The organism is Butyrivibrio sp. CB08, from assembly GCF_003625485.1.
In the GTDB taxonomy this organism is placed as follows: domain Bacteria; phylum Bacillota; class Clostridia; order Lachnospirales; family Lachnospiraceae; genus Butyrivibrio.
Genome location: NZ_RAIR01000006.1, coordinates 180557 through 195503 on the forward strand (window position 1 = coordinate 180557; position 14947 = coordinate 195503).

The following is a 14947-nucleotide window of genomic DNA, read 5'->3' on the forward strand; positions in this document are numbered from 1 at the left end:
AGAGTTTAATATGGCAAAAGAAAACACGGCTTCCAATTTCATAAAACGGCTATTTGCCATTATCCTGGCACTTTTAGTGCTGATAGCTGGGATAGTGTTTGTTTTCGACCCCTTTTACCACTACCACAAGCCATGGTTTGGTCTTAAGGCGGTCCTTAATGACAAGGAGTATCAGTGCATTGGAACATTAAAGCATTTTGACTACGACGCTCTTATCGTTGGATCTTCAGTAATGGAGAACAACGACAATTCATGGTACAACGATGCTTACGGCGTAACATCCATCAAGGCCATAAGGTCCTATGGCGCTACAGCGGATCTGTGCTATCTCATGGATGCAGCATTCAAGGACCACGACATTAAGTATGTGTTTTATAACATCGACCCTTCCTCCCTTAGCCAGCAGGCGGTTACGACCTATGAATCAACAGGCTGTCCCATGTATCTTTACGACAACAATCCTTTTAACGATATAGAGTATCTGTTCAACAAGGATGTACTGTTTGAGAAGATCCCATATCAGGTGGCAAACTCTTTTATGGGAGACTATGATGAGAATCTGTCCTACAACTGGGCCAAGTGGAAGAGCTTTGGACCAGAGATGGCCCTTGGACTGTATCATAGGTCCAGGGAAGTAACAGATATGATGGACGAATCTGTCTACGATGAGCAGCTTTCAGATAACATTGACCTGCTTGTTTCTGAGGTGGAAGCTCACCCGGAGACCCAGTTCATCTTTTTCTATCCATCATACTCAATGCTGTGGTGGGATATGAGCTACAGAGCTGGCGAAACAGATGCTGTGATCCACTGTGAAAAAGAGATGACAAAGGCCCTCCTTGGCCATGAAAACGCGCGGGTTTTCTGCTTCCAGTCTGAGGAAGAAGTCATCACAAACCTTGATAACTACATGGATACCATTCATTTCTCACCTGAGATCAACAAGAGGATGCTGGACCATATCCTTGCCGGGGAGTATGAGCTTACCATGGACAACTACGAGGAAGAGCTGGATAAGGTAAAGGCATTTTCAGATAAAGTGCAGAATGAGCTCATCGGATACTACGAGGACAATGACCTTTTGAACTACGCAAACGAGTGGGAATAGCTCTTTTTACATAAACTAAAAAATGTTATATTATATTAAACTGCAATTAAAGTTACAAAGAAGGTAATAAACGTGAGCGAAACAGCTACAAAGAAAATTGTTCTTACAGGCGGCGGAAGCGCAGGACATGTAACACCTAACATCGCCCTGATCCCAGCCCTCAAGAACGCGGGATTTGAAATTTACTATATTGGATCCTACAACGGAATCGAGAAGAGGCTTATTGAGGACTACAATATTCCATACTTTGGAATAGCCACAGGTAAGCTCAGGAGATACTTTGATCCCAAGAATTTCTCAGATCCTTTCAGGGTTATGAAGGGATTTTCCGAGGCGAGGAAGCTCCTTAAGAAGATAAATCCAGACATTATTTTCTCAAAGGGCGGATATGTAAGCGTTCCAGTTGTAAGAGCAGCAAGCTTTTTAAAGATCCCATACATTGTTCATGAGTCAGATATGACCCCGGGTCTTGCCAACAAGCTCAGCATGACGGGCGCAAGGAAGATCTGCTGCAACTTCCCAGAGACAATGAGGATACTTCCAGCAGAGAAGGCAGTACTTACAGGAACACCAATAAGAGAAGAGCTTGGAATGGGCTCAAGGGAAGCAGGCAAGAAGCTCTGCGGATTTGAAGATGACAAGCCAATCCTTATGGTAATTGGTGGAAGCCTTGGTGCACAGTCAGTTAACGAGACAGTAAGGTACGCACTTCCAAGACTTCTTCCTCATTTCAACGTGGTACATATCTGTGGAAAAGAGAAGATGGACAACCTTAAGCTCTCTGTTCCAGGATACAAGCAGTTTGAATACGTTAAGAACGAGTTAAAAGATATATTTGCCATGGCGGACATGGTTGTTTCAAGAGCAGGAGCCAACTCAATCTGTGAGCTTTTAGCTCTTAAAAAGCCAAACATCCTGATCCCGCTTTCAACCAAGTCAAGTCGCGGAGACCAGATGCTTAATGCCAGAAGTTTTGAGCAGCAGGGCTTTTCAATGGTTATCGACAACGACGACCTTGATGAGGATATCCTTGTAGAGACAATTGATGAGCTCTATAACAACAGGGAAAAGTTCGTGGAAGCCATGAGCAAGAGTAATCTTCACAGTGCAACTGACACCATTGTCAAGATCATCTGCGAAGAAATTCAGTAAAATTGGAGTAAAAACAATGATATATAAGACAAAAGGAACCTGTTCCACACAGATAGACCTTGATGTGGTTGATGGAATTGTAAGAAACGTCAAGTTCACTAACGGATGTAACGGAAACCTTCAGGGAATCAGCAAGCTGGTTGAAGGCATGAAGGCAGAGGATGCAATTAGTAAGCTTCGCGGAATAAAATGCGGATTTAAGAACACATCCTGTCCTGATCAGCTTTCATACGCTATCGAGCAGGCAATGAACAGTTGAGAAGTTTAATACACAGCATAGAAAAGGCGCTGCACATCGTCTTGTGCAACGCCTTATTTTTTTATCTTATAATTATCCGAAATATCTCTTAAGAAGACCTGCAAAAGCTTTGCCGTGTCTTGCTTCATCACGAGCCATTTCATGAACTGTGTCATGGATAGCATCAAGATCAAGAGCTTTAGCTCTCTTAGCGAGATCTGTCTTTCCAGCTGTAGCGCCATTCTCAGCATCTACACGCATCTGAAGATTCTTCTTGGTTGAATCTGTAAGAACTTCTCCAAGGAGCTCAGCGAACTTAGCAGCATGCTCAGCCTCTTCCCAGCCTGCCTTAGCATAGTAATCGCCAATCTCTGGATAACCCTCTCTGTATGCCTGACGGCTCATTGCGAGATACATACCAACTTCTGTGCACTCTGCTGTGAAGTTCTGGCGAAGGTCTTCAATGATGTCTTCAGGAACACCCTTAGCAACGCCAACAACGTGCTCAGCTGCCCAAACCATCTCACCCTCCTGCTTGGTGAATTTCTCAGCTGGTGCCTTACATACAGGACAAGCCTCAGGGGGCTGATCACCCTCATGAACGTAACCGCAAACCTGACAAACCCATTTCATAGTACAAGTCTCCTTTCTTGCGCTTAGCGCGCTGTGCATAAATACACATTTTGGATTGCTGCCTTCATTAAGCATAACATATTTGGTAACTAAATTCCGTTAGTTTTAGAATTATTTAATAAAAGACTTATCAATTGTTTGAAAATTTATTTCATTATGTGAGTTAAATGGAGTTATAATATTTACATGGGCATAGGGGTATTGTCCATAGTACGAAAACCAATGGAGGGTGCATTTCATGAATATTGTTAGTGAAAAGATAAAGAGCCATTATGACTCTCTTCCTACATCAGAGCGGCTTGTAGCAGACTACGTCCTTGAACACAAGGATGCTCTGTTTCAGCATCCTATAAAAGAACTGGCAACTCTTTCTGGAACAACTCAGGCAGCGTGGACCAGATTTGCCCAGGCAATCGGATACACAGGCCTTAAAGATCTTAAAAATGCATATTATGCAGAAGCTAATACTACGTTAGAGCAGACAGATAAAGGCGGTCCAAAGATTGCCTTTAAAGATGTGAATGAATATACATCTCTTCAGTCCATCGCAGATAACATTTGTGCAACCAGCGTACAGGCAGTACAGACCACATACAGACTGTTTGACGCAGGCACATTTAGTGAGACTGTTTCAGATATTGTTGGAGCCAAGCAGATTCAGGTATTTGGAGTAGGCACAGCAAGTGTGGCTGCCTATGACTTATACTGTAAGCTCCTTAGAATTCACTACAATGTGGTATTTAATCATGATCACCACATGAACCTCATGACAGTTTCTCAGATCTGTTCAGATGACGTTGCGATTTTCTTCTGTGACAATGCTAAGAACACTGAGATAATGCAGTTATTCAGTATTGCAAAAGAGAGAAAAGCTGTTACAATAGCAGTTACAAAGCTTGGAAATAATGCTCTTACAACAGGATGTGACCATGTATTATTTGCCACATCTCCTGAGATTGATAAAAAGAGCGGAATCACAAGCTCAAGATTTGCACAGCTCTTTATCGTGGATACTCTCTACACAGCTATTGCAAACAGAGATTATGAGAACATCAAGGGATATCTCAAGAACTCCTATGATGTTTTCCATGACACAGCAAGAGAATAAAAGATAAGGAATAGGATTTATGGAGAAAATAGCAAGTTTTACTGTTAATCACATTGACCTTGAGCCAGGTATCTATGTATCAAGAAGAGACAAGGTTGGACAGGAAGTCATCACAACTTTTGATCTTCGAATGACTGCTCCCAACAAGGAACCTGTTATGAATACTGCAGAGGTGCACACCATCGAGCATTTGGGAGCTACTTTCCTTAGAAATGATCCTGAATACAAGGATAAGACCATCTATTTTGGACCTATGGGATGCAGAACAGGTTTCTATGTTGTTCTTGCAGGAGAGCTTGATTCAAAGGATATAGTTCCTCTTATTACAAAGCTCTTTGAGTTCGTAAGGGATTTTGAGGGAGAGGTTCCTGGAGCAAGTGCCAGAGACTGTGGAAATTATCTGGATATGAACCTTGGAATGGCCAAGTATCTTGCAAAGAGATACCTTGATAACACCCTTTACGGAATCGATGACAAACACCTGGTATATCCAGAATAAGAGGAGACATACATGAAGATTGGTATTATCGGCGCTATGGAGGTAGAAGTAGCTACCTTAAAGAGCCAGATGAACATTAAAAATGTTGTTACCAAGGCCTCAATGGAATTCAACGAGGGAACCATTGGAAACACAGAGGTAGTAATAGTTAGAAGCGGTATCGCTAAGGTAAATGCAGGTATCTGCGTTCAGATTCTTGTTGATCTGTTCAATGTAACCCATGTGATCAATACTGGCGTTGCAGGATCACTTGATGCCAATATCAACATCGGAGACATCGTTCTTTCAACTGATGCCTGCTATCACGACGTGGATGCATCTGTTTTTGGATACAAGAAGGGTGAAGTTCCTCAGATGGGAGTTCATGCTTTCCCTGCAGACGATGCTCTTAGAGCTGCAGCTAAGAATGCAATTTCAAAGGCTGCTCCTGATCTTGGAGTATTCGAGGGCAGAGTATGTAGCGGAGATCAGTTTATCTCATCTCCAGATGTTAAGAAGGCCATCATCGATGAGCAGGGCGGAATGTGCACAGAGATGGAAGGCGCTGCAATTGCTCAGGCCTGCTACCTCAATAAGATCCCATTTGTCATCATCAGAGCTATCTCTGATAAGGCTGATGGAAGCGATATTGTGGACTATCCTGTATTTGAAGAGAAGGCTGCTAGAGACTGCGCAGCTCTCGTAAAAGAGATGATCAGTTCACTGTAATGATTTTGCAAAGATAAGGCGGTGTACCTAAGGTGCATCGCCTTTTTTATTGATAACTTTTGTCAAAGTCATAATTTTTTGAAAGAAAATCAAAAAAGCGTAGAAATATGATGATTTTTATGATGAATAGTATTGTAGAATATAAACTGTCTAAAGAGCGAAAATGATTCATGGGCAGGAAAGCCTGTTTTGAGGATAACAGACTGATGAAAAAAGAAAACATGAGGGGACTTTTAGGGAAAACTCTCGCTGCTATAGCTATAGCGGCTATGCTTATATTTGTACCGGCTTCATCAAAGGCCGTTTACGCAGCTAATGATACCCAGGTAACAGCAGAGACAGAAACTGAACAGGAACAGGAAGTGCTTGGAGCCAAGAGACTTCTTACTGCAGAAGAGACGATGAACACCACTCCAGGACTGATCATCATACTTATAGCTTCTGTTGGAACTGCTATTTCAGCATTTACTCCAAGAATAGTAATCAAGAAATACCAATAAATACGGAATTTACAGAGTACTCAGACCAGTAAGGCCTGAGTATTCTTTTTTTGTTTCAGATGTATATTTTTTCAATTTGCTTGATACAAGCAGGTACATCTGCTACACTTTAAGGCGAATTGGAAACGTTTTCCTATTTTCATAAACGGAGGTTTTATTATAATGGCAAATTGGAACAATCTCGACACACTCAAATCTTTCCAGAATCTTTTCAATATCTCTAACGTTGATATTGCAGAAGAGATGGCTGGAACAAATGGCGCTGACAGAGTTAAGAAGTACTCAGTACCTATGGCAGCAGGCCTTTCTTTCAACTACGCTGCTAAGGAAGTTAACGATGAGATCTTAGATGCTCTTAAGGCACTTGCTACTGAGGCAGAGCTTTCAGAGAAGTTTGAAGCTCTTTACAACGGAGAGGTTATCAACACTGGTGAGAAGCGTCTTGTACTTCACCAGCTCACAAGAGGTCAGCTTGGAAACAAGGTCGTAGCTGACGGTGTGGATAAGAGAGAGTTCTATTTAAACGAGCAGAAGAAGATAGCAGAGTTCGCAAACAAGGTTCACGCTGGTGAGATCACAAACGCTAAGGGTGAGAAGTTCACAACAGTAGTTCAGATCGGTATTGGCGGATCAGACCTTGGCCCAAGAGCTATGTACCTTGCTCTTGAGAACTGGGCTAAGAAGAACGGATGCTTCAAGATGGAAGCTAAGTTCATCAGCAACGTAGATCCAGATGATGCATCAGCAGTTCTTAATTCTATCGACGTAGCTCATTCAATATTCATTCTTGTTTCTAAGTCAGGAACAACACTTGAGACTCTTACAAACGAGTCCTTCGTAATAGATGCTCTTAAGAAGCAGGGTCTTGATGCAAGCAAGCACATGATCGCAGTTACTTCTGAGACATCACCTCTTGCTAAGAGTGACAACTACCTTCAGGCATTCTTTATGGATGACTTCATTGGCGGACGTTATTCTTCAACATCAGGCGTTGGCGGAGCAGTTCTTTCTCTTGCATTTGGTCCTGAGATCTTCGCAAGATTCCTTGATGGCGCAGCAGCAGAAGATAAGCTTGCAGCAGAAAAAGATCTCTTAAAGAATCCAGCAATGCTCGATGCCCTTATCGGTGTTTATGAGAGAAACGTACTTGGCTATGACAGCACAGCAGTTCTTCCATACTCACAGGCACTTAGCCGCTTCCCAGCTCACCTTCAGCAGCTGGATATGGAGTCAAATGGTAAGAGCGTTAACAGATTTGGCGAGCCTATCGACTATGTAACAGGACCTATCATCTTTGGTGAGCCTGGTACAAACGGACAGCACTCATTCTACCAGCTCCTTCACCAGGGCACAGACATCATTCCTCTTCAGTTCATCGGCTTCAAGAACAGCCAGCTCAGGAACGATGTAGATATCCAGGGCAGCACAAGCCAGCAGAAGCTCTGCGCTAACGTTGCAGCTCAGATCGTAGCATTTGCCTGCGGTAAAGAGGATGACAACCTCAACAAGAACTTCGAGGGCGGACGTCCTTCAAGCATCATCATCGGTGATGAGCTTACACCAGAGGCACTTGGTGCACTTCTTTCACACTTCGAGAACAAGGTTATGTTCCAGGGCTTTGCATGGAACATCAACAGCTTCGACCAGGAAGGCGTTCAGCTTGGTAAGGTTCTTGCCAAGAAGGTTCTTGCTCACGAGACAGAGGGAGCACTTACTGAGTACGCTAAGCTTCTTAATATCTGATAGTAGTATTAAAGGCTTCAAAAAGGCGCTGCATATAGGTTGCAGCGCCTTTTCTTTTCTGAAAAATTAATAAATTTTACCGAAAATATGATATACTTAGATAAGATTTAGGGGGACACAATGCGATTCCGTACGAAACTCTTGATAACATCATTGGCAATCGTAGTCATTCCGCTTATCTTATCCTTTGGTACATACCTGGCTTTGGGTCGATATCTTGTTCGCCAGCAGCAGGTGGAGCAATTCTCTACCATGGTTGACTATGGAATGGTGTCTGATCCCGGTGGAACCTTTGCGGAGATGACTGATGATCTGGTAAAAGAAATTGCCATCAATATGTTCATTGATCCGTTTATTTTGGAAAAGGAAGAGTATTTAGAGGAGCTGGATTCACAGATTGCTTCCAAGTACTCCTTTATCATTGTTAAAAAAGGTAATGACATTTATTATGTGGCCAACAGAGACAGGGCTAAGGCAGTCATTGCCGAGCTTCCAGGCTATGGTAATGGTATAGAGGGAATTTACTATACCCCATCAAGGCATCTTGTGAGGCAGATAGATTTCGTTTTTTCTGACGGCGCAAGAGGAAGTCTTTACTTTATCTCCAGCATTCGAACAGCACTTACAACTAATCTCCTTATTTACATGGCGATAGCTATAATTCTTATATTGGCACTTACCAGCGTACTGCTGACCATGTGGATCGGCCGAAGTTTCTTTAAACCTATAGACGAGCTCAATGTGGCCATGCAGCACATCAAGGATGGTAACTTTGATTACATCCTTCCAACAGATGTTAAGGAAAAAGGCGAGATCGGAGCCATGTACCGAAACTATGAGGACATGAGACTCCGCCTTAAGGAATCCGCCGAGGAGAAGATCGAGAGGGAAAAGCAGAACAAAGAGCTTATCAGCAACATTTCTCACGACCTTAAAACTCCTATCACTGCCATCAAGGGATATTCACAGGGTCTTATCGAGGGCGTTGCGGACAATCCTGACAAGCAGATGAAATACATTAAGATCATTAACAGTAAAGCCAATGATATGAACAACCTGATTAATGAGCTTACACTGTATTCCAGCATTGATAACAACAGAATTCCATATAACTTTGTTAAGCTTAACGTAGCTGATTATTTCGGCGATTGTATAGAGGAGATTGGTGCAGACCTTGAGAGCAGAGGCATCAAGCTCAACTATTCGAATCTTACAACACCTGACACCCAGATTGTTGCTGATCCAGAGCAGATCAAGAGGGTTGTCAACAACGTGGTGAGCAATAGTGTTAAGTATCTCGGAAGAGATGATGGCACAGGAGAGATAGATATCCGCATACTGGATGAGATCGACTCAGTCAGAGTAGAGCTTGAGGACAACGGTAGAGGAATTGCCCAGAAGGACATTCCAAATATCTTCGACAGGTTCTACAGGACAGACTCCTCCAGAAACTCCAAGCAGGGTGGAAGCGGAATTGGTCTTTCCATTGTTAAAAAGATCATTGAAGATCATGGCGGATATATCTGGGCTACCAGCCATGAAGGTGAAGGAACCTGCATGCATTTCGTACTGAGGAAGTTTATCGATTATGCAGATGGATCTGACACAGTTACGGTAGAACATGAATCTTAATGAAAGGCAGAGAGGGTGTATGAGCAGAATACTTATTGTTGAGGATGAAGAGGCGATCGCTGACCTTGAGAAAGATTATCTCGAACTTAGCGACTTTGAAGTAAAGATTGAGAACACTGGAGACGCAGGTCTTGCAACAGCCCTTGCAGAAGAGTTTGATCTTATTATCCTGGATCTTATGCTCCCAGGAATGGACGGATTCGAAGTCTGCAAACATATCAGGGAAAAGAAAGACGTGCCGATCCTTATGGTATCAGCCAAGAAGGATGACATTGATAAGATCAGAGGTCTTGGTCTTGGTGCTGATGACTACATCACAAAGCCATTCAGCCCATCTGAGCTTGTAGCAAGAGTTAAGGCTCACATGGCAAGATACTCAAGACTTGTTGGATCAGGTCATGAGAACAATGACTTCGTAGAGATCCGTGGTCTTAAGATCGACAAGACTGCAAGACGAGTTTATGTAGACGATCAGGAGAAGAGCTTCACAACCAAGGAGTTCGATCTTCTTACTTTCCTTGCAGAGAATCCAAACCACGTATTTACCAAGGAAGAGCTCTTTAGAAAGATCTGGAACATGGATTCCATCGGCGATATCGCTACAGTTACTGTACATATCAAGAAGATCCGTGAGAAGATCGAGTATGATACCTCTAATCCACAGTACATTGAGACAATCTGGGGCGTAGGTTACAGATTTAAGGTGTGATATGCTAGGTTCTATCAGAGTAATATATGAGGATCAGGACATTCTTGTATGCCACAAGGCTGCTGGAATGGCAACTGAAGGGGCAAGAGCAGGAAGACTTGATCTGATAAGCGCAGCAAGGAATTACCTTGCCCGCAAGAATAGAGAGGTTGATAAAGGGCGGCAAAGAAATTTGCCGCCCTATGTTGCTACTATAAACAGACTTGATCAGGCTGTTGAGGGTGTCATCGTTCTTGCCAAAAACAAGAAAGCCGCATCAGACCTGGCTGACCAGATCAAAAAAAGAAACGCCACAAAGTATTACTATGCCCTTTGCCAGGGCCTTTTTCCAGAAAAGGAAGGGGAGGTAACAGGGTTCGTTATAAGGCGCGAGGATACTGGTCTTGCCCAGGTTATCTCTGAAGGTGTAAAAGACTCTTTTGACGAAGGCGCTGTTACCCTTGAAAACGGGGAAAAGGTAAGGCTCATTGGCGGAGATGTAAAAGAGGCAAAGCTTGAGTATCAGGTGGTAGCAGAAAATGACGGAGTGTCGCTGCTTAGAGTGCACCTTTTAACAGGGCGCTTTCACCAGATCCGCGTGCAGCTGGCAAGTCTTGGCCATCCTATCCTTGGTGATGACAAGTACGGTACAGCTGACAGCAAAGCCCTTTCTGAAGAAATGGGCATTAAAAATGTGTGCCTTGCTGCATATAAATATGGCATCAAACATCCTGGGACAAAGAAATACGTGGAATATGAGATAACTCCGGACAATCCGGCAATAAAAGATATGCTTCCAATGTAGGGGAGAAAAGACTTTGGCTAAGTATCTGAAATATGGATATCTGATCATAATAAGTGCAGTCCTGCCCCTGTATATGGAGCGTGGGTACTACCAGCTGGGAGAGAGAAAAGGAATAGCCTTTATGGTTATAGGCCTTTTCTTTGCTCTTCTTTTTTTGCTTGTCCAGAACAGGAAGTTTATTCAGACGGATAAGCTCCCATCCCACCTATCTTACGGATTATGTGTATTTCTATTTTCTAATATCCTGACCTTCATCTATTCAATGGACAAGAAGATCAGCTTTCTTGGCCTTTCCGGTTGGAGATTTGGACTTGTCTCTATCCTTCTTATGGTCTTCTTTTTCTATGTGTTCTATGACGGCGAAAAGATAAGTGGCTATGTCCTTGCAGCAGTGATGATAACGCCATTTCTTGAGGCGATCCTGTCTATCGCCAACCGATTTTCAATTTATCCCTTTGAAATCTATGGGAGAGATCCTGCATTTCTTGCAACCATCGGAAATATCAACTGGCTTGTGGGGTATTTCTCTGTATTTGTCCCCCTTGGGATAGGACTGTGCTATACAAGAGACCTCTTTTCCAGGCAGTTTTTCCTGTGCGCAGTATACGTTCTGGTGACACTTACGGCACTTATGCTTCAGGGGAGCGATAGCGCGACGCTGGTGGTTGCAGCAAGCTTCGTTGTCCTGTTGTTCTTCTCAATTGGAGAGAGGCAAAGTTTCAGGAAGTATCTGGCACTTGTGTTTATCCTTGGCCTGTCCATGGAAAGTGCCTGCATTCTCTATATGAATTATGAAAAGAGCTATTCCTATACTGAGAATCTCCCTCTGACTGTCTGTAACATGCACGTGGGACTTATCCTTATGGCCTTCGTGTTTTTCATCTTCTGTATCTCACATCTGTTTGAGGCCGTGGGTTTTAGCTTTTTGGAAAAGACCTATCGCTATATCGCAGGTTTTATCGTGGCTTTGCTTCTTCTTACTGCAGCATATTATGTCCTTATCTCTTTTGACTATAAAATGGGAAATGGCAGGGGACTTATCTACAGCATGAGTATTGATATGTTTGGCAGGATGGACCCTGTAAGGATGCTCTTTGGAGCAGGGCAGGACTGCTATAGCGTTTACGCATACTCTGACCTGGAGACTGCGGATTCCCTTTTAAACATATTTGGTGGGAATATCCTCACAAACGCGCACTGCGCGCCTCTTACAATTCTTATTGAGAGAGGTCTCTTTGGACTGTTTTCCTATATTCTGCTTATAGCTCTTTTGGCAAAAGAGATCCTGGCGCAAAAAAATAAGCACGCCAGGGTTATCAGCGCACTTATTTTATCGTCTTATTTAATTAACAGTTTTGTTTCCTTTGATCTGGTGATATCTACCCCATATCTGTTCCTGGCGCTTGCCATCTGCCTCTCTCAAAAAGAGGTCATGAATTAAAATCCGGAACAGGGATGGTGTCATCCAGCTCGTGGAAGAAGGATCTGGTCCTTACAAGACCAGCCTTTGCATCTTTGTACTCGTACAGGAAGCGTTCGCTTATATTTTCTTCCCCATACATCTGAACACGGCCAGCGTAGGCATTTAAGATGGACACATAGTGTTTGTCCTGATTGAACACATGGAAAATCTCGTCCTTCCTTCTGCGCGGATGTTTGCTGGCAAACTTCCTGATGTCAAGCTGAAGATCCACAGCCAGAGGTCTCTCTCTCTTTCTTACGCTGTGAAGAAGGTCTTTGTACTGCCCTTCATCGATCTTTTTAAGCTTGTCTGTGAACTCGAGACAGCATGCGTTGTCAGGAAGATGAAGCCTTACCCGGTCCTGACCGTATACATCCTCGATTTCAGCAACTACTGCTGGATCCAGCGGTTTTCCACTGTAATCCAAAATGATAACCTTGTCCCCAATTTTGTACATAAACACCTCCTGAAATGGATGTTTCTACTACCTATATCATACCATATATCGATAATATTTTTCCTCTGAGATGTATTAAGTTATTTGCCGTTTGCCTTCTGAAGATTCTTTGGAAGTACCTTTGGAAGAGTGACTACAAAGCGGATCATGTGGTCGCCGTCCCGAAGAGCTGTGATCTCGCCGCCGTGGGAATTGGCTATGGCTCTTGCTACAGAAAGGCCTATTCCGTAGCCCCCGGTTTCTCTGCTTCTTGAAGAATCTGCCCGATAGAACCTGTCAAAGAGTCTGTCAAGATTCCCTTCCGGAATGCAGTCGCAGGTGTTTGATACTTCAAGAACGATGTTTTTGTTCTTTGAAAGAGATACATTTATGCTGCCATTATCTGAAGAGTACTTCATGGCGTTGTCCAAAAGAAGCGAAGTCAGCTGGGTAATGGAGTTTTTGTCTCCGGTTAAGTGGATGCCATCTTCGATATCCATCTGGTACTTCTTGTCTTTTGATTCAGCGATGGCTTCGAAGGACTGAGAAGTCTCTTTTACTGCGGCGCTCATGTCAAAGTCTGAAAATACAACGTGCATGCGCTCTTCATCCATGCGGGATAAAGTGAGCATGTTTTTAACAAGGGAGTTCATCCTCTTGACCTGGTTCTTGATGCTGCCTGTCCACTCGCTCTTTCCTGATTCAAGCTCCAAGACGTCCACGTTTGCTGAGATGACAGCCAGAGGAGTCTTAAGTTCGTGGCCCGCATCAGTGATGAAGCGTTTTTGTTTTTCAAGGGATTCCACGACAGGAGCAACTGCCTGACCTGAAAAGAGAAATACCAGGATGAACATAGCAAGCAGAGCAAAGGCACCGATAAGAAGTGTCTGCCCAAGGAGCTTGTAGACGTTTATTATCTGGGAGCTAAGGTCCGTAAAGACTACGATGGTGCTGCCATCAGCGTTTTTCCCGGTCTTAAATCTGTAGGAGTGATAAAAGCCCTTTTCCCGTCCGCTGTTATAGACGGAAGTGGCATATTCTCTGGCGTTTTCCTCTGAGATGAAGATGATGTTTCTGGTATTTATCTCAGATACAGTTCCTGACTGATCAAATCTTACCCAGAAATATCTGGCCATATAGGGCATTTCAGCGGATCTTGCATTGTTAAGAAAGTCAAAGGCGAAAGGATCAACCGGGTTTCTGAAGGGATCTCTTGAACGGTCAAAGCCCTGAGGTCCACCGTTATCGCGGGGCATAAAGTCGTCTTTTATCTGTCCCGGGAAATATCCGTCGTTGGTTGTAAGGATATTAAGAAGATTGTCCGCGTCATTCACCATCTGGAATATGTTGACCAGGTTTATTACTGCGATCATTATGGCCAGCACCAGAAGAAGGGATAAAGTAGCGGTTATTACGAACTTTTTTCGAAGTTTATTTACCATGTAAGGTTCCTCTTTTTAAGAAGAGAGCTCGTTTATTGAGTATCCAACACCTCTTGAGGCCTTGATCTCGCAGGTGGCTTCAAGGGATGATAGTTTCTTGCGAAGGCTAGAGATATAAACCCAGACAACATTGACGTCAGCTTCGCCGTCAGCCCAGATGCGGTCCATGAAGGAATCAACGGAGATTATCCTTCCGGGAGAAGTCATAAGCATCTCCATCATCTGAAATTCTCTTCCGGAGAGGTGGATGCTCTCGTGACCTGGAGTTACGAGCTCATAACCGGATCTGTTAAGCGTCAGGTTTCCGCAGGTGAGGTCTGCGGGAGCAAAATCCTCTTTTCTACGCAGCATGGCTCTTACCCTTGCAAGAAGCTCACCCATGTCAAAGGGCTTTGGAAGATAATCGTCAGCACCTAGGTCAAGACCCTTTATCCTGTCCTCGACCTCAGTTTTGGCGGTAAGGAACAGTACTGGAGTTGAGAGACCCTTGGCTCTTATGTTTTTTAGGACCTCCATTCCGTCCATACCAGGCATCATGATGTCCAGGATAATTCCGTCATAGTCCCCCGTAAGGGCGTAGTCCAAAGCATCGGTTCCGTTATATACTGCATCAACAGTGTAGTTGCTGTGTTTTAGGATCGCGATAAGAGCATTCGACAGCTCTTTTTCATCATCGGCCAAAAGAAGCTTCATATCCATTCTCCTTGTGGTTTATAATTGAAATGACTAAATTAATTGTACCAAATCCTAAGAACAATGGCTATCTTGGCATTTGGTGGAAAGCGCGTGATCG

16 protein-coding genes are annotated in these 14947 nt (G+C 43.6%); 12 read left to right on the forward strand and 4 right to left on the reverse strand.

Annotation, left to right across the window (positions count from 1 at the left end; translation table 11 throughout):
- Window positions 1–10: 10 nt before the first annotated feature.
- From D6855_RS11955 to D6855_RS11965, 3 genes are all read left to right on the forward strand, one after another.
- Complete coding sequence (locus tag D6855_RS11955; RefSeq protein WP_120741376.1) at window positions 11–1108, forward strand: SGNH/GDSL hydrolase family protein; 1098 nt, start codon at window positions 11–13, stop codon at window positions 1106–1108.
- A gap of 72 nt (window positions 1109–1180) precedes the next feature.
- A complete protein-coding gene (locus D6855_RS11960; protein WP_120741378.1) occupies window positions 1181–2260 on the forward strand; it encodes an undecaprenyldiphospho-muramoylpentapeptide beta-N-acetylglucosaminyltransferase in 1080 nt (359 codons plus the stop codon).
- Between the two features lie 16 nt (window positions 2261–2276).
- Window positions 2277–2519, forward strand: a complete 243-nt coding sequence (locus D6855_RS11965; protein WP_120741380.1) for a TIGR03905 family TSCPD domain-containing protein — start codon at window positions 2277–2279, stop codon at window positions 2517–2519.
- Between the two features lie 72 nt (window positions 2520–2591).
- Here D6855_RS11965 and D6855_RS11970 read toward each other — a convergent pair whose 3' ends face one another.
- A complete protein-coding gene (locus D6855_RS11970) occupies window positions 2592–3131 on the reverse strand; it encodes an NADH peroxidase (protein WP_120741382.1) in 540 nt (179 codons plus the stop codon).
- A 238-nt stretch (window positions 3132–3369) separates the two neighbouring features.
- On the opposite strand from D6855_RS11970, the gene D6855_RS11975 reads away from it, so the two are divergent.
- From D6855_RS11975 to D6855_RS12015, 9 genes are all read left to right on the forward strand, one after another.
- Window positions 3370–4239 carry a MurR/RpiR family transcriptional regulator gene (locus D6855_RS11975; protein WP_120741384.1) on the forward strand — a complete coding sequence of 290 codons (870 nt, stop codon included), beginning with the start codon at window positions 3370–3372 and terminating at the stop codon, window positions 4237–4239.
- Between the two features lie 19 nt (window positions 4240–4258).
- Window positions 4259–4738, forward strand: coding sequence for an S-ribosylhomocysteine lyase (locus tag D6855_RS11980; RefSeq protein ID WP_120741386.1), 480 nt, complete (start codon window positions 4259–4261; stop codon window positions 4736–4738).
- Window positions 4739–4750: 12 nt separating this feature from the next.
- Window positions 4751–5446, forward strand: coding sequence for a 5'-methylthioadenosine/adenosylhomocysteine nucleosidase (locus D6855_RS11985; protein ID WP_120741388.1), 696 nt, complete (start codon window positions 4751–4753; stop codon window positions 5444–5446).
- 206 nt (window positions 5447–5652) lie between these two features.
- Entirely contained in the window at window positions 5653–5946 is a 294-nt protein-coding gene (locus D6855_RS11990; RefSeq protein WP_147368142.1) for a hypothetical protein, read from the forward strand.
- A gap of 162 nt (window positions 5947–6108) precedes the next feature.
- Window positions 6109–7689 carry a glucose-6-phosphate isomerase gene (locus D6855_RS11995; RefSeq protein WP_120741392.1) on the forward strand — a complete coding sequence of 527 codons (1581 nt, stop codon included), beginning with the start codon at window positions 6109–6111 and terminating at the stop codon, window positions 7687–7689.
- A gap of 120 nt (window positions 7690–7809) precedes the next feature.
- Window positions 7810–9321 carry a sensor histidine kinase gene (locus D6855_RS12000; protein WP_120741399.1) on the forward strand — a complete coding sequence of 504 codons (1512 nt, stop codon included), beginning with the start codon at window positions 7810–7812 and terminating at the stop codon, window positions 9319–9321.
- 19 nt (window positions 9322–9340) lie between these two features.
- Window positions 9341–10030 carry a response regulator transcription factor gene (locus D6855_RS12005; RefSeq protein ID WP_120741401.1) on the forward strand — a complete coding sequence of 230 codons (690 nt, stop codon included), beginning with the start codon at window positions 9341–9343 and terminating at the stop codon, window positions 10028–10030.
- A 1-nt stretch (window position 10031) separates the two neighbouring features.
- Window positions 10032–10814, forward strand: coding sequence for an RluA family pseudouridine synthase (locus tag D6855_RS12010; protein ID WP_120741403.1), 783 nt, complete (start codon window positions 10032–10034; stop codon window positions 10812–10814).
- A gap of 13 nt (window positions 10815–10827) precedes the next feature.
- Window positions 10828–12255 carry an O-antigen ligase family protein gene (locus tag D6855_RS12015; RefSeq protein WP_120741405.1) on the forward strand — a complete coding sequence of 476 codons (1428 nt, stop codon included), beginning with the start codon at window positions 10828–10830 and terminating at the stop codon, window positions 12253–12255.
- Here D6855_RS12015 and D6855_RS12020 read toward each other — a convergent pair.
- The 3 genes from D6855_RS12020 to D6855_RS12030 all read right to left on the reverse strand — a co-directional run bounded on the left by D6855_RS12020 (window position 12245) and on the right by D6855_RS12030 (window position 14847).
- Complete coding sequence (locus tag D6855_RS12020; RefSeq protein WP_120741407.1) at window positions 12245–12733, reverse strand: hypothetical protein; 489 nt, start codon at window positions 12731–12733, stop codon at window positions 12245–12247. The two genes, D6855_RS12015 and D6855_RS12020, sit on opposite strands and share 11 nt — an antisense overlap.
- An 80-nt stretch (window positions 12734–12813) precedes the next feature.
- The gene (locus D6855_RS12025; RefSeq protein WP_120741408.1) at window positions 12814–14154 is read right to left on the reverse strand and encodes a sensor histidine kinase; all 1341 of its coding nucleotides are present in this window, start codon (window positions 14152–14154) and stop codon (window positions 12814–12816) included.
- Window positions 14155–14169: 15 nt separating this feature from the next.
- Entirely contained in the window at window positions 14170–14847 is a 678-nt protein-coding gene (locus D6855_RS12030) for a response regulator transcription factor (RefSeq protein WP_199712447.1), read from the reverse strand.
- Window positions 14848–14947 lie beyond the last annotated feature (100 nt).

What these genes read in the sequence shown, in the direction of transcription:
- D6855_RS11995 (WP_120741392.1), top strand. Translation starts at nt 6,109, where the DNA reads ATGGCAAATTGGAACAATCTCGACACACTCAAATCTTTCCAGAATCTT.
- D6855_RS11955 (WP_120741376.1), top strand. Translation starts at nt 11, where the DNA reads ATGGCAAAAGAAAACACGGCTTCCAATTTCATAAAACGGCTATTTGCC.
- D6855_RS12010 (WP_120741403.1), top strand. Translation starts at nt 10,032, where the DNA reads ATGCTAGGTTCTATCAGAGTAATATATGAGGATCAGGACATTCTTGTA.
- D6855_RS12005 (WP_120741401.1), top strand. Translation starts at nt 9,341, where the DNA reads ATGAGCAGAATACTTATTGTTGAGGATGAAGAGGCGATCGCTGACCTT.
- D6855_RS11975 (WP_120741384.1), top strand. Translation starts at nt 3,370, where the DNA reads ATGAATATTGTTAGTGAAAAGATAAAGAGCCATTATGACTCTCTTCCT.
- D6855_RS11980 (WP_120741386.1), top strand. Translation starts at nt 4,259, where the DNA reads ATGGAGAAAATAGCAAGTTTTACTGTTAATCACATTGACCTTGAGCCA.
- D6855_RS11965 (WP_120741380.1), top strand. Translation starts at nt 2,277, where the DNA reads ATGATATATAAGACAAAAGGAACCTGTTCCACACAGATAGACCTTGAT.
- D6855_RS12000 (WP_120741399.1), top strand. Translation starts at nt 7,810, where the DNA reads ATGCGATTCCGTACGAAACTCTTGATAACATCATTGGCAATCGTAGTC.
- D6855_RS11970 (WP_120741382.1), bottom strand. Translation starts at nt 3,131, where the DNA reads ATGAAATGGGTTTGTCAGGTTTGCGGTTACGTTCATGAGGGTGATCAG.
- D6855_RS12030 (WP_199712447.1), bottom strand. Translation starts at nt 14,847, where the DNA reads ATGAAGCTTCTTTTGGCCGATGATGAAAAAGAGCTGTCGAATGCTCTT.
- D6855_RS12020 (WP_120741407.1), bottom strand. Translation starts at nt 12,733, where the DNA reads ATGTACAAAATTGGGGACAAGGTTATCATTTTGGATTACAGTGGAAAA.
- D6855_RS11990 (WP_147368142.1), top strand. Translation starts at nt 5,653, where the DNA reads ATGAAAAAAGAAAACATGAGGGGACTTTTAGGGAAAACTCTCGCTGCT.
- D6855_RS11985 (WP_120741388.1), top strand. Translation starts at nt 4,751, where the DNA reads ATGAAGATTGGTATTATCGGCGCTATGGAGGTAGAAGTAGCTACCTTA.
- D6855_RS12025 (WP_120741408.1), bottom strand. Translation starts at nt 14,154, where the DNA reads ATGGTAAATAAACTTCGAAAAAAGTTCGTAATAACCGCTACTTTATCC.